This is a genomic window from Nonomuraea sp. NPDC005501, assembly GCF_040605905.1.
In the GTDB taxonomy this organism is placed as follows: Bacteria; Actinomycetota; Actinomycetes; order Streptosporangiales; family Streptosporangiaceae; genus Nonomuraea.
In genome coordinates this window covers 1-17586 of sequence record NZ_JBEXDT010000084.1, presented here as the reverse complement: position 1 = coordinate 17586, position 17586 = coordinate 1, and the positions used below count along the sequence as shown (strand labels likewise).

Here is a 17586-nt window from a genome sequence, read left to right as displayed (position 1 = left end):
CGGGTTTGGCGTCACATCTGTTGACACTGTGCGGGATGATGATCGGCGGCGGCCCCGTCGTGATCTCTGGCGGGAGCCACTGACCAGCCGATATCTCTACAGGAGAGGTGCCTGATGGCCCTGTCGGCGATGGAGCGGCGTGCGTTGGCGAAGGCGGCCGAGGCGCGTACGGCGCGTCGGGCGCTGCTGGCGTAGGTGGCCTCCGGCGCGGTGAGTGTGGCGGAGGTGTTCGAGCGCAGCGGGCAGGATCTGGTCGGCAGGACCCGGGTGGTTCAGGTCCTACGGGCCGTTGCCGGGTATGGGCCGGCCAGGGTCGCGGCGGTGATGGCCACCTGCGGGATGGCGACTATCGGAGCTCCGCGTCCGGGTGAGGTTGGCACTGCAGGCGATGGCGAAGTTCGGCCTCGACCACCTGCTGGGCATGCAGTATCGCCCCGCGCTGGCCGATATCCCCGATCAGAAGGGCTGGCGCATCCAGGACGCCGACTACGGCAGCCTATCTCGGTTCGTCCGCGGAAGATCGACCTGGAAAAGATCAAGCGGCATTGGAGTGACATCCTGCGCGTCGTGGCGTCGATCTACACCGGTGAGATCCGCGCCTACGACGTGATGCGCATGATCCAGAGGGACGGCAACCCGACCCCGTTCGCAGACGCGATCGCCCACTACGGGCGGATTTTCAAGATCCTCACCTACGCCGTTGAGGAGCCTCACCGGCGTGACATCAAGGGCGTGCGCAACCTGCAAGAATCCCGCCATGCGCTGGCGGGAAAATCTTCCACGGCCGGAAAGGCGAGATCTACCAGCGCTTACTACAAGGGCATGGAAGACCAGCTCGGCGCGCTCGGCCTGGTGCTCAACTGCGTCACGCTGTGGAACACCTTCTACATGGACAAGGCTTTGGACCAGCTCCAGGCCGAGAGCTACCCACTGGCGGAGAAGGACGTCGCGCGGCTGTCGCCCTTCGTCCGCCAGCACATCAACGTGATCGGCACCTACTCTTTCGCCCAGCCCGACCTGGGTCCTGCCGGCGTCCGGCAGCTCCGCAATCCCGATGAGCCACATTGGGAAGAGGACATTTTCTAGCCTCTCGAGGGGGTGTCGGCGTACGGCTACCAGTGCGCGTCATGACCGTGGGCGTCTGCACCCACGCCTGCTGTTACCTGTGCGGGATAGCGCTGCGCAGCTTTGTTGCTTGTTCCCGCAGGGCCTTCTTGTCGGGTTTGCCCTGTGGGGTGGTCGGAATGGCGTTGATGAAGGTGAACGTGGCAGGGACCGCCTCCGGGGTGAGTCGGTCCTCGGCCCATGCTCGTAGCTGGGCAGCGTTGACGGCTTGGGCGACGACGAACGCGTGGATCGCTTCGCCCGTGCGGTCGTCAGGGCATCCGACGACCGCTACTTCCCGGACTGCTGGGTGGCTGGCCAGGGTGTCTTCTATCGGGCCGGCGTAGTGGTTGTAGCCGTTGACGATGATGATGTCCTTGAGCCGGCCCACGAGGTAGAGGTAGCCGTCGGTGTCGAAGCGACCGAGGTCGCCGGTGTGCAGCCAGCCGTCGCGTAGCGTGGCGGCCGTCAACTCCGGTTGGTTCCAGTAACCGGGCATGACCGAGGCGGCGTTCACGCACACCTCGCCGACGTCGCCGACGGAAACCGGGGTGTCGTCGTCCGCGCGAAGTTCGACGGTGACTCCCGGCAGAGGCTTGCCCACCGAGGCCAGCAGTTCGGGTCGATCACTCATCGCGGCGGCGTGATCGGAAACGTCGAGTATCGCGATGGCGGGCGCCTCGGTGGTCGCGTAGGTCTGCATCAGTCGCGGGCCGAACCGTTCCAGCGCTTGACGCAGCCGGGCGGGTGTGATCGGGGAGCTTCCGTAGCTGAGGAACTGCAGTGCGCTGAGATCGGCATCGGTGTGATCGAGCAACCGGTAGAGCCAGGACGGGTAGAGGTAGGTCACCGCTGCTGGGGATCGCGCAATCGCCGCAGCGAAGTCGACGGTGTCGAAGCCGTCGAAGATCTCAACCGTGGCGCCGAACCGGAGCATGTTCACCGCCGCGTCGCCAGAGCCGTGGGCAAATGGTGTGACGAGCAGGAACCGCGTGCCCGCCGGCATGTCGACGGCGCCGGATCCCCACGAGCGGGTGGACGCCCCCAGCGCCGCGTAGCTGCTCGGCACGCCCTTGGGCCGGCCTGTGGTGCCGCTGGTGTAGAGCACCCGCGCGATGTCCTGCTCTCGCGCGGCCACCGGCAGCGGGTCGTCCGGTTCGGCCTGTGCCGCCGCGGTCACTTCGTCGAGCGTCAGCGCCAGTTGGACATCGGCGTCTTCCGGGGCCGCGCCGATCAGTGCGGCGGCACCCGAGTCGTCGGCCACGTAGCGCAGGTCCGTCAGCCCGGGCACCAACGGGGTGAGGCGCAACCCGAGCAGGAACGCCGCGAACCGGATTGTGAACGCCTCGGGACGGTTGCCGGCGACGATCAGCAAGCCGTCGCCGCGTCGCAGGCCGAACCGGCGCAGCGCCCGCGCAGTCCGGTACACGGCCGCGAGCAGCTCGGAATAGCCCAGGTCACGACCGTGGTAGGACAGCGCGATCTTTCCCTCATGCGCCTCCAGCGCCTCGATTGCGCTGCTGACGTACCAGGCGGGAACGTTTTCCGGCATCTTCACTCCTCCATAATCTAATGCCATTAGATTAATGCTAGAGCATAAGATCGCGGTGACGCTCACAAGGAGGTGTGATGCCGCCCCGTCGAGGCCGGCCACCGGCCACGGAACCCAAGCTGCGGCCGGATGCCATCATGGCCGCAGCCCTGGCCACGTTGCAGGCCGAGGGACTGGACGGGCTCACCATGGGACGGGTCGCCGAACGTCTCGAGGTTCGCACGCCCTCGCTGTACTGGCACGTCCGCAACAAGGAGGAACTGCTCGACCTGCTCGTCGACGCGATCGCCGCGGCACAGGATCTGTCCCAGTACGCCGATCCGGACGACTGGCGGGCCGGCCTCGTCGCGATCATGCGCGCGATGCGGCGGCACATGCTCAGCTACCGCGACTCGTCCCGGCTTTTCGCCGGGCGCTTCACCACCGGCCCCGGCCAGTTGCGCACGATTGAGACGATCCTCGGCGTGCTGTGCGGCGCCGGGCTGTCCAACCGCGATGCCGCCTACATGGCGTTCCTGCTGTGGACCTTCCTGATCGGGTTCGTCGGCGGGGAGCAGTCTCCGCTGTCAGCGGCGGTCGGTGCCGGCCATTCTGCACGGTCCTACCTGGATGAACTCGGTGGCCGCCTGGCGGCCCTGCCTGCCGAATCCTTTCCGCACATCGTCGAACTGGCCCCGGATCTGATCTCGCCGAACCTGGACAGCCGGTTCGAGTTCGCTCTCAGCCGTCTGCTGGACGGTGTCGAGGCCCTCAGAGGTGGCGGGCCCTTGACCGGATGAGGCGGAGGGATGCCTGTCGAATGACAGAGGGGGCTGAGTCGGTCGATTGCGCCCCACAGGCGGATCCAATCAGAACTCCGTGTCCGACCTGGCGAAACAGGCCGTCGATCCAATCGGATCCGATCCCAGCTTCCGCCTCCCCTTTTCGCCCCCTAAGATGGCCGCCAGAGCCGCCTAACGGCCGCCCCGGCGGCCTGGGGAAGGGACCTGATCGGGCATGGCCGACCGCGTCTATCTGCGGCACTCCACCGACAAGCAGATCGACGCCCGCCAGCGCCACGCCCTGGCCGCCCTGCTCGCCGCCGGAGCCCCCGCCTATGAGGACCCTGCCACCTCCAGCCGCCAGCTCTCCCTGGACCGCGCCGGATTCACCCGGTTGCTTCACGAGGCCGCCGTCGGCGACACCATCCGCATCGCCGACGCCGCCCGCCTGTTCCGCTCGGTCGCCGACATCCTCGCCCTGCGCCCGGTACTCATCCGCCGGGGCCTGCACCTGCGCGTCGAGTCCGGCCTGCTGTCGGGGATCGACCTGGCCAGCGACGACCCCGGAACCAAGATGATGGTCTCCGTCCTGGCCGCCGTGCTGGAGTTCCAGCGCGACATGATCAGCGAGAACACCCGCGAGGGTGTCGCTGCCGCCGGGGCGGCCGGCAAGACCCTGGGCCGCCCCGCCGCCCTCGACCCGAGCACGGCGACCGCCATCGTGGCGGCCTACCGCCAGGGCGCCGCCGTCAAGGCCCTGGCCCGGCAGCACCGCGTCGCCCCCAAGACCATCCGCCGCGTTCTCGACGCCGCCGGCGCCCGCTACCTTTCTGGCCCGCTCGACATGCCCCCAATCGGCCCCGACGAGTTGGACGATGTGCTCGCCCCACAAGTGGACGTGGCCCTCGACGTGCCCGGACGACTCGCCGATCTCCTGCGCATCGCTGGAGACGAGGTCGTCCGCCTGGCCCTCGTCTCAGGACGGAACATCCGCCGCGGCCCCGGCTATTCGGTCCGCATAGTGGCCCCGCTTGCACTTCACCGCGCCATGCTGGAGCAAAGTGCTGCCACCGCCGACAGCGCCGGCCCGGCTGAGCGCAAGGCGCACCGGGTGTACGCCGCTCGCGTTGCAGCCGTCGAGGCCACCCAGCCACATAGGCCGTGACCTCGGAAAACCCTTCGGCAAAACACATCCGAACGGAAAGTCACGGCAAGCCGCTCAACTCCGCTCTGCAAACGGGACTTTTCGTTCGGATGCTCGTCATGCCCCATCCTGCCCGCGGCGCTCGAACACCTCCGCCACACTAACCGCACCGGAGGACACCTCCGCCAACAGCGCCCGACGCGCCGTTCGCGCCTCGGCCGCCCTCTCCAACGCTTTCGCACGCTGCTCCGCCGTCATCGCCGGCAGGGCCATCAGGCAGTTCCCGGGTGGGCGCGTCGTCGGCCAGCCCGACCAGCGCGTGCACGCCGGCCAGCCGCACCGCGGGCGAGTCGTGGCCGAGCTGGCCGGCCGCGGTGGCGAAGCGGTCGTTGTGCAACTTGGTGGCCTCGCGTGCCTCGGCCCGGTGGGCACGCTCTTCGCCCTGCCGGGCCAGGACGTGCGTGGCCTCGGCGAGCTTCTGCGCCGCCTTGGCGACCTTCTGCCGCCGGTAGGTCACCACCAGCGCCACCAGACCGCCCAGCCCGGCCACCACCGCAAAAGCGATCTTCAGCAGGTCGAACAGGGTGGCCGCGCTGACCTGCGCCTCCGGCTTCAGCCCTTCCGCGCCCAGCAGTACCAGCCCGCCGACGATCACGGTCGTGAGCAGTACCACCGCGGCGCCGGCCACCAGGGCGAGCGCGGGGCCCACCGGCATCAACCTCAGCCCCGGGAGATCCTCCCCCGTCTCTCGCCGTGGCGCCGGCTTCCCGCTCCCATCCGGCTTCTCCATTTCTCCCACATAGGACCATATATGCAGGTAGACAGGCCGTTACGCCCGCCAGGTTCTTGTCAGCGGCACGGGGCCGAGATCCGATCCCCACGCTGTCCTGTCCCTGCTGCCTGAGTCCGCCGCTTCCATACGGTTCCTTCGCGGGGGTCAGCCTTGCTGCTGCCACGCGTCACCGCCGTCATGGCACGAGGCACCCGGTGACGGCTCGGCAGTGCGCACGAAGAATCCAGGCGGCAGCCCACCAGGCCCTCGAATGATGCTCAACACCAAGTCGTTCAGAGGGGTGACCATCCGCCGAAGCCGACCTCGGCGTGGTAAGCCTCCACGAACGCTGCCGGGTCGCCGTTGAGCAGGTGCACGGTCTGGCAGAGCCGACCGGTGCGGTCGGCCAGTTCCCCGACGCGGTGCATGACCTCACGCTGGCACTGTTCCAGCGTGGAGCCGAGGACGAGCGCCGCCGGCTCAGTGATCTCCTCATCGAGGATCACCTCGGCCTTCCACCCGGTCGCGGTGCGCGTGTAAGCCGCCTGGATCTCCAGAACCCGAGCCGGGCTACGGCCTCGGTCCGCCGTCTTGTCGCCTTCTCGGGCGCGCCGCGCCTTGATTCTCTTCCCCTTGCCCATTGCCCCGACCTCCGAAGCGATCATGCGCCAGGCCCCAGGGGTTCGGATCCCGGTCACGGTCGCCATGGTGGCGCACGATGAGCGTCACTGACACGAGTTTTCGCCCAAGCGTGCAGGTCGAGGTCGTCGACGTACAGGCCTCAGACTTCGGCGGCGCGGCGCAGACGTAGAGGGGCCGCGCAGCCGGTCACCGACGCCGTGATCATTAAGCAATTGACGATCGGTTCCTCTGAGCTGATGCGAGGCCAGATGCGGCATCACCGCACCTGCGCCCCGACGTGCACTTCAAACCCAGCCGCGCCGAGCTCAGCCAGGCCGTACGCGCCGGGCTGGACCAGTTGGCAGCCTACGGGTCTTGCCGGATCAGGATGCGGAGTGCTTCCTGGGAGGGGGATCCCTCCTCGGCGGTGTGGACGACCATGGCGAGATCGGGGTGGCCTGGCAGGCGGAGGGTCTCGTAGGTCAATTCGAGCTCGCCGACCAGCGGATGCCTGTAGAGGTGGCTTCCGCGCTCCGGGGCCTTGATGTGGTGCTCCGCCCAGATCTGGCGGAACTCCGGGCTGGCGGACGACAGCTCCTCGATCAGAGCCTGCGTGGCCGGGGAGACGGGCGGGCGCGCCGCGTCCAGCCGGAGGAAGGCCACCACGTCGCGGGCTCGCGCCCACCAGTCGACGTACAGGTCGCGCACGCCGTCGTCGAGGAAGACCAGCCTGGTCATGTTGCGCTCCGCGACGGGGAGCTCGCCGAAGTCGATGAAGAACGCCGCGGCGAGCCGGTTCCATGCCCGCACGTCGGTCCTGCGGTCGACCACGTAGGCAGGGGCCCCGCTGATCGCCGAGAGCAGGCTGTGTACGCCGGGACGCAGCGGCGGGCTGTCCGTGTGCTCCTCGGCCGCTGCCGGAGCGGGGCGCGCCAGCCGGTGCAGATGCTCGCGTTCCGCCGGGTCCAGACGCAGAGCCCTGGCCACCGCGTCCAGGACCTCCGCCGAGAAGAGCAGGCTGCGCCCCTGCTCAAGGCGGACGTAGTGATCGATGCTGATCCGGCCAGTTGCGCCAGTTCTTCGCGGCGCAGCCCCGGAACCCGGCGCTGCCGTCCGTAAGAGGTCAGGCCGACCTCCTCGGGACGAAGCCTGGCGCGTCGCGATCGGAGGAATTCACCCAGCTCGGCACGCCGATCGAAGACCATATGTCACATTATTGCGGTTTTGGGTGGTCATCGCGTGCCTAGGGAGCGCCCGGCCCTGCCTGAACTCGCGTGAAACGCCGAGAGTTGGTCCCGCCGGAACGGTTCCGGCTTTCCGATTCACAGGAGCAAATCACTCATGACTGTCACGCTTGGCCGTACCGGCATGGAGATCACCCGGTTGGGGTTCGGTTCGTGGGCGGTGTCGGGCTCGGGCTGGCGCTTCGGCTGGGGCGCCACCGACGACGCCGAGTCGGTCGCCGCGATCCGCCACGCGCTCGACGAGGGCGTCAACTGGATCGACACCGCCGCGGTATACGGCCTGGGCCACTCGGAGGAACTGGTCGGCAAGGCCATCGCCGACCTGCCCCAAGCCGACCGCCCGTACATCTTCACCAAGGTCGGCCTGGTCTGGGACCCGGACAATCCGTCGGCCTCGCCTCGGAGGATCATGAACCCCGCCAGCGTGCGCCGCGAGCTCGAAGACTCGCTGCGGCGGCTGGGCGTCGACCACATCGACCTGTACCAGGTGCACTACCCCGACACCGGCGAGTCGCTGGAGTACGCCGGCGGCGGCTTCGGCGCCGTGTCGCCCAACGCCACCCCGCTGGAGGAGTACTGGCAGGTCATGGCCGACCTGAAGGCCGAGGGCAAGGTTCGGGCCATCGGGCTGTCCAATCACACGCCCGACCTGCTCGAGGCCGCCGAGCAGATCGCCCACGTCGACGCCATCCAGCCCCCGTTCTCGGCGATCAACCGGTCGTCGGCCGCCGAGATCGCCTGGGCCCACGCCCACGACACCGGTGTGATCGTCTACTCGCCGCTGCAGTCCGGGCTGCTCACCGGAGCCTTCTCCGCCGAGCGCGTGGCCGGCCTGCCCGCCGACGACTGGCGCCGGGCCCACGTCGACTTCACCACCGGCCTGGCCGCCAACCTCCAGCTCGCCCAGGCTCTGCGGCCGATCGCCGAACGTCATGGCCGCACCGTGGCCGAGGTGGCCATCGCCTGGGTGCTGGCCTGGCCCGGCATCACCGGCGCGATCGTGGGCGCGCGCAAGGCCGCCCAGGTGGACGGCTGGATCGGTGCGAGCTCGCTGGAGCTGACCCCTGCCGACATCGAAGAGGTGGCCACCGCGATCACAGTGTCCGGTGCGGGCAGCGGCCCCGCCCGCCACTCGTGAAGGAGACCGGGTCATGTCCCTCTTCGTCATCGCCGAGTTCCTCGCCGCACCTGGCCAGCATGATCGGCTCCGCACAGCGCTGGAAGCCCTGATCGAGCCGACGCTGGACGAACCCGGCTGCCTCGCCTACCGGGCTTACGCCGACCCCAACGACCCCGCCCGCATGGTGATCGTGGAGCGGTGGGAGAACCGGCAGGCCTTCGACGAGCACTTCACTACCCCTCACCTGCGTCACGCCCAGCGGGTCCTTGACCGAATACTCGCCCGGCCACTGACCCTTCGCACCTTGGTCGAGGCGCCATAGCGATCAGTCCGGCCGTTCCCCCCAACGGGAACGGCCGGCCGCACTCGGCGTCGTCCTGCTCACCGCGCGCCTCGTCGTCCCTGTTGGCCGGCTGATCAGCCGCTGCCGGCGGGAGCGGGCGAGAGCCAGCGCACCGATCGCCAGGCGGTCAGCCCGACCAGTGCGGCCACGATGGCTCCGAGCCGCCCGGCGCCCAGATAGGAGATACCGGGGACGTCGGGCTGTGCGAGTAGATCAGCTGCGGCGGTGGCACACGGCGGCCCGAATGACCGCCTTCGTGATGGACCTGGCCTCATGCCAGGACCTACTACCTGCGCAGAACGGCGGTTGAAGATCGTGAGGCCCCTCGGCGGCAGCAGCCACGGATCTCCGACCCTCGATTGCCGGTTGCCGAAATGTCATATTCGGCGCGGTACGGCTCCGTCCTGCCAGCGGTAGAGGTCGCGCAGCAGGGAAATCTCGGCGCCGTGATGGATCAGCTCCCTGTTGACGTGCAGGACGATGCCCTCCATGGGAAACCGCTCGGGACCCACCGTGGGCGGATTCTCCAGGTCAGCGTCCGACAGTTCGCGGACCCCCGCGTTCCATCTCCCATACATCTCATCGAGCTGCTTCAGCGCCTCGTCAGCGGTCCCCGCGTAGGCGAAAGTCTGGGAGTCCATGTCCTGGCCGCCGAAGTGCCATCCGACCCGATAGCCCAGGCACGAGACGATGATGTGTGCAAGCCGCCAGGCAATCGTGGTCACCGGCGCCGGCACCGGGTCAGGGGACGCGAAGTCCACCGTCCACTCCCCCGAACCTGCCGACATCGGTTCGGCCGACGTGCCACGTGGGCGGATGCTCCAGCAGTCGCGCACCGGCTCCCAGAAGTACTCCTCATCGGTAAGACCATCCAGCCGCGGCCGCAGGTTCTTGCGCCAGTGCCGGTCCAGCTGCTCCGCGAGCCGCTCGCTTCTGGTCATTTCCGCACACTACAGACAACGTAGAACCCTCGCGGAGGCCGTCGTGGGCCGTGGGCCGCGAGAGCGTACCGCACCGGGAGATGACGCCGTCACCCCTCCCGGTCCGCGGAGTCGGTGAAAGTCTCGTGGGCGAGGTCCAGGAACAGGGCGGCCGACCAGCCGAACCCGCTCGTCGCCCGGCCCGCCCGGCGGCCCGTCAGCGGGTTCCAGTACTCGTACAGGCCGCCGCCGTCGCGCACCATCGCCAGCGTGCGATCGCGCAGCTCGCGGGCCGTCTCAGGATGGCCGGACCGGCGCAGGCCCTCGATGAGCAGGTAGTTGACGTTGAGCCAGACCGGTCCGCGCCACATGGCGTCCGGGTCGAAGTGGGGGTCGTCGAACGCGACCGTGGGCACCGGCCGTTCGCCCCAGAAGCTCGGCGAGCACAGGTCGGCCACGAGCCGGTCGGCGACGTCGGCGGGCAGCCGCCCGGTGAGCAGCGGCAGCAGCTCCAGCGGGGTGCGGACGTCCGCCTCCCGCCCGCCGACCAGGGTGACGAAGCGGGCGCCGGTCCACCGCCTCGCCACCATGCGGTCCACGAGCGCCTGGGCCCTGGCCCGCCACTCCCCCGGGTCGCGGCCGAGCGCGGCGGCGATGTCGCCCAGTCGGTCGTACTGCAGGGCGAGGTAGGAGTTGAGGTCGGGGGGCTCGGCGCGCGGCCCGCCGTCCCAGATCGGGCTGTCGTCCAGACCCGAGGAGTACGGGTGCAGGTACTCGGCCAGGCCGTCGCCGTCGGGGTCGGAGCGGGTGAACCACCATTCCTGCGCCCGGACCAGCGGCTCGTACACCTCGGCGAGGAAGCCCGGGTCGGGGTCGGCCTGGTGGATCTTCCACACGGCCCACGCGGTGAGCGGCGGCTTGGTGACCGGCACGGCCTCGCGGACGGGCGGCCCGCCGACGTGCTGGGCCAGCCGGGCCAGGTCGGAGCGGGGCAGGTCGGTGGTCTCGGCCAGCACCCCGTGGTCGTGGACCACATCCGGGATCAGCCCGTCGGGGCGCTGGTGGTCGAGCAGGATGCGGATCTGCTCCCTGGCCAGGCCCGGGTCGGCGTGCCGCAGGGCGATGGCGTGGAAGTAGGAGTCCCAGTTCCACAGGCCGACGTAGCCGTACTTGGAGGGAACCAGCGACTGCCGGCCCTGGATCGGCACGAGGTTGACCGCGAGCGTCCACCACGCCTGCTCGGCCCGTTCCCGCAGGCCGGAGGGGACGGCGGGCATGCGGGCGAACCAGTCGCGCCAGCGCGCGGCGGCCGCCTCCAGCACCGCCCGGCCGTCGGGCGGCGGACCGCCGGGGGCGGCCACGTGCGCGCCGTCCCGGCCGGGTCCCACCAGGACGAGGCCGCCGCCGGCGGGCGCCCGGCCGCCGTCCCACACGGCATGCACGCCTTCACCGCCGTCGCCGGTCAGCACGAGCGTGTCGGGGCCGGCGAAGGCCAGGGCCGCGCCGCCTTCGAACTCCACCCGGTCCGGCAGCGCCCGCCGTACGGGCAGCTCCCGGTCGCCGGCGAGGATCCGCAGGCCGGTCAGGACGGCCGTCTCGCGCAGCGGCGTCTCGTAGCGGGCGGCGGCCACCCACAGGGAGCCGTCGTCGGCCGCCATCACCAGCAGCCGCGACCCGCGGTCGGTGAAGGGTCGTTCGCGCAGGTCCAGCATCATCGCCCGCCCAGTCCGGAGGCCGCCATCGAATTGATGATCTTCCGCTGACCGATCAGGAAAGCGATCAGCGTGGGCACCACCGCGATCGCCGACCCGGCCAGGATGAGCCCGTAGTCGACCGCGGTGTGCTGCCCGGAGAACTGGCTGAGCAGCAGCGGCACGGTGGCCAGCTCGGGCGAGTTCAGGAAGATCAGGGGGAAGAAGAACGAGTTCCACGAGGCCAGGAAGGCGATGATGCCCAGAGCGCCCAGGCCCGGGCGGATGTTGGGCAGCACGACGTTCCAGAAGCAGCGCCAGCGGCCCGCCCCGTCGATGCGGGCCGCCTCCTCCAGCTCCACCGGCACGGCCCTGATGAACTGGCGCAGCAGGAACACCGCGAAGGGGTTGGCCACCGAGGGCAGGATCAGCGACAGGTGGGAGTCGATCCAGCCGAACCGGGCCAGCATGAGGTACAGCGGCACGATCGTCACCTGCGCCGGCACCATCTGGGTGGCCAGGAACACCACGAACAGCACGCCCGAGCCGCGGAAGCGGATCCGGGCGAAGGCGTAGGCCGCCATGGCGGAGGTGAACAGGGTGAGCGTGACGTTGAGCGCGGCGATGTAGAAGCTGTTCCAGTACGCGGTGCCGAACGGCATCGCCGCCAGCGCGTCGGGGTAGTTCTGCCAGTGCCAGGGCTGGGGCAGCCAGTCGAGCGGGTTGTTCAGCATCTGCCGCACGCCCTTGAACGACGTCAGCAGCATCCAGGCGAACGGGAACACCATGGCCAGCCCGCCGGCTGTGAGCGCGGCGTGCAGGGCCGCCTGCCGGAGTCGCATCAGCTCTCCCTCACGAGTCGTAGTGGACCAGGCGCTTCTGCGCGGCGAACTGGACGAGCGTCACGAGCAACGTCAGGGCCAGCAGGATGAGCGCGGCGGCGCTGCTCATGCCGAACTCGAAGTCCTTGAAGCCCAGCTCGTAGACCTGGTAGACGATCGTGCGGGCGCCCTCGTTGTCCTCCGGCCGCACCAGCACGTAGATCTGGTCGAACGCCTGGAACGAGCTGATCACGGCGACCACGGTGGAGAAGAAGATCGTGGGCGAGAGCAGCGGCAGGGTGACCGAGCGGAAGATCCGCACGCTGCCCGCGCCGTCCATCCGGGCGGCCTCGACGATCTGCGGCGGGATGGTCTGCAGCCCCGCCAGGAAGATCACCACGTTGAGGCCGAGCGACGACCAGATCGTCACGACGGCGATGGCCACGATCACCCAGCCGGTGTCGCCGAGCCAGTCGGGCGGGGTGAGGCCGAACCAGCTCCGCAGCGAGTTGTTGAGCACGCCGTTCTCGTCGCCGGCCAGGATGATCTGCCACATCAGCGCGACGGCCACCGAGCTGGTGACCACCGGCATGAAGTAGAGCACCCGGTAGAAGGAGCCGCCGCGCACGTTGTTCAGGGCGATCGCGATGAGCAGCGCGAGGGCGAGGCCGACGGGCACGGTGAGCAGCGCGAGCTTGACCGTGTTCCACACCGCCAGCCCGAAGTCGGGATCGGAGAGCTGGGCGGCGAAGTTGTCCAGGCCCGCCCACTCCTTGCGGCCGAGGCCGTCCCAGCGCATGAACGCCAGCACGACGGCGAAGCCGAGCGGGAAGACCAGGAACACGGCCAGGGCCGTGACCTGCGGGGCGAGGAAGAACGCCGCCCACCAGCCGTCCCGGTTGCGCACGCCGGGGGCCTGACGCCGGCCCGCCCGGGGGCGGGCACGGGTGAGAACAGCCACGGCCTCAGCCCAGCTTGCTCTGGACGAGCTGCTGGAGCTCGGTCATGCCCTGGTCGAAGCCGACCTTGCCGTTCCACATCTTCATGAGGTGCTCGTTGATGGCGGCGGTGAGGCCCGGCACCGCGACCTCCTCGGGGTAGTTGGCGAAGCCGGTGTCGCGCACGTCGATGAAGGTCTGGGCGTGCTTGGGGTAGCCGTCCGCGAGGACGACCTGCTCGGCGCCCTTGACGGACGGCACGGCGCCGCCACCCTTGAGCCGCAGCGTCTGGCCCTCCTTGCCGACGAACTCGGTGAGGAACGTGAACGCCTCCTTGGGCAGCTTCGTGTCCTTGTTGAGCGCCAGGTAGGAGGCGGCCACCGCGCCCGGCATGGGGTCGCCGGTCGGTGAGGGGAACGGCACGATGTCGTAGTCATCGAGCTCGCCGCCCTTGCGCAGGGAGTCGATGACCCAGCGGCCGCCCGCGTAGAAGCCGGCCTTGTGCTTGAGGAACTGGGTGCTCGGGCCGTTGCTGGCGGGCAGCGTGTCGGCGCTGAGGAACGTCTTGTCCTGGTAGCCCTTGGCGAGCGTGCTCAGCGCCTCGCGGGCCTTGGGGTCGGTGGTGGCGACGAACTTGCCGCCGTCCCAGACCTTGCCGCCGAAGCCGTTGATCACCGAGTACGTGGAGCCGTACCAGTTCCAGAAGATGGAGCCGGCCTTGCCCGCGGCCTTGAGCTTGGCGTTCATGTCCAGATATTTCGGCATGGTCCACTGGCCGGTCTCGTTGAGGGTGGCCGGGTCCTCGGTGATGCCGGCGTCCTTGAGCGCCTTCTTGTCGTACCAGAGCACCTCGGGGTTGGTGTCGTTGGGGACGGCGTAGATCTTGCCGTCGCGTTTCGCGCCGCCGTACACGCCGTCGAAGAAGTCCTCGGGGCGGCTCTTGGAGTCGGGGCCGGCGAGCTTGTCGTCGAGCGGCGTGAGCACGCCCGCGGAGACGAACTTGCCGATGTTGTCATCGCCCACGAAGAACACGTCGGGCGCGGTCTTGCTGGTGAGCTGGGTGAGCAGCTTGGGGTGATAGTCCTCGTACTTCGCCACCGACTCCAGCTTGAGCCGGATGCCGGGGTGGCGCCGCTGGAAGTCCTCGGTGAACTTCTCGTAGAGTTTCACGTCCTCGGCCGATCCCCAGGTGGACCAGCGCGCGGTCACCGGGCCCTGGCCGGTGACCGCGCCGGGAACGTTCCCGCCGCTTCCGCTGCACGCGGTGGTGGCGAGGGCGAGGACGCCCAGGACGGTCAGCGCACACTTCATCGAGACTCCTTGAGGCTGGAGACCCCAGGCTTCGGCCCTGGGGAGGAAAAGCTGGACACCACCCGCGTGTGCTTCATGCGAAGTGGGTGACCCATGAGTCGGTGATTCGTCAGAATGGACCTGTGAGGACGGCGTACAAGTGCCGGGCGTACCCGACGCCCGAGCAGGCCGGCGTGCTGAATCGCACGTTCGGCTGCGTACGCGTCGTCTGGAACCGCACCCTGGCCTGGCGGCACGACCGCTACCGCACCGAGCGGGCGAAAACCGGCTTCGCCCAGGCCAACGCCTACCTCACCGCCATGAAGGCCACCGACGAACTGGCATGGCTGAACGAGGTGTCCTCGGTGCCGTTGCAGCAGGCGATCCGGCACCAGCAGGCAGCGTTCACGAACTTCTTCGCCGGCCACGCCAGGCACCCCCGCTACAAGTCCCGCACCGGACGGCAGTCGGCCGAGTACACCCGTTCCGGATTCCGCTACCGTGACGGGCGGCGGCTGTTGCTGGCGAAGATGGACGCGCCCCTGGCGTTCGCCTGGTCCTGGCCCGAGGTGGACCCGGCGGCGATCGACCCGAGCACGGTGACCGTCTCCCGGGATCCGTGCGGGCGGTGGGACGTCTCCTTCGCCGTCGACGTCGCCGCCCCCGACCGGCTGCCGACGACAGGAGGCGTGGTCGCCGTGGATCTCGGGGTGACGGACTTCGCCGTCACCTCCGACGGCGAGAGAATCCCCAATCCGCGTCATCTGGCCAAGCGGGAACGCAACCTGGCCCGCTACCAGCGCCGCCAAGCGCGCAAGACCCGCGGGTCGAGCAATCACCAGAAGGCGAGGGCCAAGGTCGCCCGCGCCCACCGCAAGGTACGCGCGGCCCGCACGGACTTCCTGCACAAGACCAGCACACGGCTGGTCCGCGACCACGACGTGATCGTGATCGAGGACCTGGCCGTGACGAACATGGTCCGCAACCGCAGGCTGGCCAAGGCCATCTCCGACTGCGGGTGGGGCACCTTCCGCCGCATGCTCGAATACAAGACCGCCAGGTCCGGGCGTCACCTGGTCGTGGTCGACCGCTGGCTGCCCAGCTCCAAGACCTGTTCGGCCTGCGCGCACCTGCTCGCGCACCTTCGGCTCGGCACCCGGGCATGGCAGTGCCCGTCCTGCGGCACCCGGCACGACCGGGACATCAACGCCGCAAAGAACATCCTGGCGGCAGGTCTTGCCGTGCCCGCCTGTGGAGGCGACGTCAGACGCTCCGGGTCCCCCGTGGTGCAGCCGCCCGCGAAGCAGGAACCCCGACCTGTGAAGGTTGGACTCCCTCGCCTCTAGGCATGGGGAGAAAGTCAAGGTGGCTCCTTCGATCTTTCTTGCGGGGGGTGTCAGGCGAGTCCGCCGCCGTCGACGACGAGGGCGGATCCGGTGACGTAGCTGGAGGCGTCGCCCGCCAGGAACAGCACGGCGCGGGCGATCTCCTCCGGGGTTCCGGCGCGGCCCATCGGCCGGTCGGCGGCGTCGCTCGCGAACGCGGTCCAGTCCTCGCCGAGCTGGCGGGCCTCGTCGCGCAGCATGGGCGTGTCGGTGTCGCCGGGGTTGACGGAGTTGACCCGGATCCCGGCGCGGGCATGGTCGATGGCCAGGGCCCGGGTCATGTTGACCACGGCCGCCTTGGAGGCGCAGTAGGACAGGGCGTTGCCGCCGCCCTTGAGGCCCCAGCCCGACCCGGTGTTGACGATCGAGCCGCCCTCGGTCATCGCCGGGACGGCGTACTTGCACATGAGGAAGACGGAGCGGACGTTGACCGCCATGACGCGGTCCCAGTCCTCGACGTCGAGGTGCAGGGCCGTGGTGCGGCGGATGATGCCGGCGTTGTTGAACAGGACGTGCAGCCCGCCGAAGGTCCGGGTGGCGGTGTCCACGACGAGCCGGCAGTCGTCTGGGGCGGACACGTCGGCGCGCACCGCCACCGCGGCCCCGGGCCGGGCGTCGTTGATCCGCGCGACGGTCGTCTCGGCTCCCGGGCCGTCGATGTCGGCGACGACCACCCGGGCGCCCTCCTCGGCGAAGAGCTGCGCGGTGGCGCGCCCGATGCCGGAGGCACCGCCGGTGACGATCGCGACCTTGCCCTCGAGCTGGGCGTTCATTCGTTCGACTCCTCACTTGCCGCACTGAGGCGGTAGATCGTGCTTTCGTGATAACCGGTGATCACCTGGACGTGCCCGGCGAGCATCCGGTCGAGGTCCTCGTCGCCGCTGTCGGCGAGCAGCGGGCGCCCGCCGAGCGCGGCCAGCTTCTGCTGGGTGGCCAGGACGAGCAGCCGCCCGGTTCGCGCGCCCGCCGCGTCCCCGGGCGCGTCCCCGAGGACGGCGCGCAGCACGCGCGGCGACACCTGCTGGTTGCCGCGGCCGAGCACGAAGCCCTGCCCGCCGATCACCGACAGCACGAGGACCGTCTCCCGGCCGCCGACCAGCCCGGACAGCTCCGCCTCCGAGACGTCGGCCGCCACCAGCCGGCCACCGGCGCCGTCGCGTTCGACGACGTCCACGCCGAGCAGGGTGGTGGCGAGGCCGAGCTCGCGGCCGACGGCCCGCGTGGTCGCGCCGGGTCCGAGGACGTGGCGGACGCCGGGCCGCATGCGGGAGACGACCTCCCGGGCGATGCCCTCGACCGTGCCGGGCGCCGTCCCGGAGGAGCCGGCCTTGCGGCCCGACAGCGCGGCGGGGGCGGCGGGAACCGGCAGGGCGCCGTAGAGGACCGGGCTCACCAGCCCCTGCCGGTAGCGGTCCTCGTCGAGGTCCACCACCTCTGCCTCGGCGAGCGCCGCCCGCCCCGGCTCGCGGCCCGACGTCCCGGAGATTCCGGACGCCCCGGATCCTGCCGATGCCCCGGAGACGTACGCGGCGGCGAGCAGCCCGGCCGCGGCCGGGCTGACGGCGAAGCATCCCGAATACACCTTCACCCCGGCCGGGATCCCCAGCACGGGCGGGACGCGGTCGCCGCGCTCGCGCAGCTCGCGGACCGCGTCGAGCACGTCACGCGCCGTCCCGTCGCCGCCCGCGAACAGCAGCAGGTCCACCCCTGCCATCGCGAGGACGGCCTCCCGGGTGTCCCGCGCCGACGTGGCGCCGGACGGTCCCGGCTCCGCCGAACGGCTGGAACGTACCGGGTCGTGGGGGGCGCCGGCGGCGCGGGCGCTGTGCTCGCCCATCGGGCCCGGCGCCGTGACCAGGCGCGTGCCGGGACGGCGCGAC

The 17586-nt window shown here is 69.9% G+C and carries 17 protein-coding genes; 6 read left to right on the top strand and 11 right to left on the bottom strand.

What is annotated here, in order from left to right:
• Positions 1-324 precede the first annotated feature (324 nt).
• Positions 325-1086 (top strand): Tn3 family transposase, encoded by a 762-nt coding sequence (locus tag ABZS51_RS32235; RefSeq protein WP_355449033.1) that lies wholly within the window; start codon positions 325-327, stop codon positions 1084-1086.
• 73 nt (positions 1087-1159) lie between these two features.
• On the opposite strand, the gene ABZS51_RS32230 is transcribed toward ABZS51_RS32235, so the two are convergent.
• Positions 1160-2656, bottom strand: a complete 1497-nt coding sequence (locus tag ABZS51_RS32230; protein WP_355448943.1) for an AMP-binding protein — start codon at positions 2654-2656, stop codon at positions 1160-1162.
• Positions 2657-2793: 137 nt separating this feature from the next.
• On the opposite strand from ABZS51_RS32230, the gene ABZS51_RS32225 reads away from it, so the two are divergent.
• Positions 2794-3435: a TetR/AcrR family transcriptional regulator gene (locus tag ABZS51_RS32225; protein WP_355448940.1), complete on the top strand. Its 642-nt coding sequence runs from the start codon at positions 2794-2796 to the stop codon at positions 3433-3435.
• A gap of 217 nt (positions 3436-3652) precedes the next feature.
• Positions 3653-4582: a recombinase family protein gene (locus ABZS51_RS32220; RefSeq protein WP_355448936.1), complete on the top strand. Its 930-nt coding sequence runs from the start codon at positions 3653-3655 to the stop codon at positions 4580-4582.
• A 139-nt stretch (positions 4583-4721) separates the two neighbouring features.
• On the opposite strand, the gene ABZS51_RS32215 is transcribed toward ABZS51_RS32220, so the two are convergent.
• From ABZS51_RS32215 to ABZS51_RS32205, 3 genes are all read right to left on the bottom strand, one after another.
• Positions 4722-5270, bottom strand: coding sequence for a hypothetical protein (locus ABZS51_RS32215; RefSeq protein ID WP_355448933.1), 549 nt, complete (start codon positions 5268-5270; stop codon positions 4722-4724).
• A 356-nt stretch (positions 5271-5626) separates the two neighbouring features.
• A complete protein-coding gene (locus tag ABZS51_RS32210) occupies positions 5627-6040 on the bottom strand; it encodes a hypothetical protein (RefSeq protein WP_355448930.1) in 414 nt (137 codons plus the stop codon).
• 280 nt (positions 6041-6320) lie between these two features.
• Positions 6321-6941, bottom strand: a complete 621-nt coding sequence (locus ABZS51_RS32205) for a transcriptional regulator (protein WP_355448928.1) — start codon at positions 6939-6941, stop codon at positions 6321-6323.
• Positions 6942-7295: 354 nt separating this feature from the next.
• On the opposite strand from ABZS51_RS32205, the gene ABZS51_RS32200 reads away from it, so the two are divergent.
• Together ABZS51_RS32200 and ABZS51_RS32195 are read left to right on the top strand one after the other, a co-directional pair.
• Complete coding sequence (locus tag ABZS51_RS32200; protein ID WP_355448925.1) at positions 7296-8336, top strand: aldo/keto reductase; 1041 nt, start codon at positions 7296-7298, stop codon at positions 8334-8336.
• Positions 8337-8349: 13 nt separating this feature from the next.
• A complete protein-coding gene (locus tag ABZS51_RS32195) occupies positions 8350-8640 on the top strand; it encodes a putative quinol monooxygenase (RefSeq protein WP_355448922.1) in 291 nt (96 codons plus the stop codon).
• Between the two features lie 398 nt (positions 8641-9038).
• Here the strand turns inward: ABZS51_RS32195 and ABZS51_RS32190 are convergent, their stop codons facing one another.
• From ABZS51_RS32190 to ABZS51_RS32170, 5 genes are all read right to left on the bottom strand, one after another.
• Positions 9039-9602, bottom strand: a complete 564-nt coding sequence (locus tag ABZS51_RS32190) for a DinB family protein (RefSeq protein WP_355448919.1) — start codon at positions 9600-9602, stop codon at positions 9039-9041.
• An 89-nt stretch (positions 9603-9691) separates the two neighbouring features.
• Positions 9692-11296, bottom strand: a complete 1605-nt coding sequence (locus ABZS51_RS32185; protein WP_355448916.1) for a glycogen debranching protein — start codon at positions 11294-11296, stop codon at positions 9692-9694.
• The gene (locus ABZS51_RS32180; protein ID WP_355448913.1) at positions 11293-12114 is read right to left on the bottom strand and encodes a carbohydrate ABC transporter permease; all 822 of its coding nucleotides are present in this window, start codon (positions 12112-12114) and stop codon (positions 11293-11295) included. Before ABZS51_RS32180 ends, ABZS51_RS32185 begins: the two co-directional genes overlap by 4 nt.
• A 10-nt stretch (positions 12115-12124) precedes the next feature.
• Positions 12125-13054 (bottom strand): sugar ABC transporter permease, encoded by a 930-nt coding sequence (locus tag ABZS51_RS32175; RefSeq protein WP_355448910.1) that lies wholly within the window; start codon positions 13052-13054, stop codon positions 12125-12127.
• A gap of 4 nt (positions 13055-13058) precedes the next feature.
• The gene (locus ABZS51_RS32170) at positions 13059-14342 is read right to left on the bottom strand and encodes a sugar ABC transporter substrate-binding protein (RefSeq protein WP_355448907.1); all 1284 of its coding nucleotides are present in this window, start codon (positions 14340-14342) and stop codon (positions 13059-13061) included.
• A 122-nt stretch (positions 14343-14464) separates the two neighbouring features.
• On the opposite strand from ABZS51_RS32170, the gene ABZS51_RS32165 reads away from it, so the two are divergent.
• Entirely contained in the window at positions 14465-15667 is a 1203-nt protein-coding gene (locus ABZS51_RS32165; RefSeq protein WP_355448904.1) for an RNA-guided endonuclease TnpB family protein, read from the top strand.
• 50 nt (positions 15668-15717) lie between these two features.
• Here ABZS51_RS32165 and ABZS51_RS32160 read toward each other — a convergent pair whose 3' ends face one another.
• Together ABZS51_RS32160 and ABZS51_RS32155 are read right to left on the bottom strand one after the other, a co-directional pair.
• Positions 15718-16479 (bottom strand): SDR family NAD(P)-dependent oxidoreductase, encoded by a 762-nt coding sequence (locus tag ABZS51_RS32160; protein ID WP_355448901.1) that lies wholly within the window; start codon positions 16477-16479, stop codon positions 15718-15720.
• The coding region (locus ABZS51_RS32155; RefSeq protein WP_355448898.1) for an NAD(+)/NADH kinase at positions 16476-17586 on the bottom strand (1111 nt) is incomplete at its 5' end. The genes ABZS51_RS32155 and ABZS51_RS32160, both read right to left, overlap by 4 nt.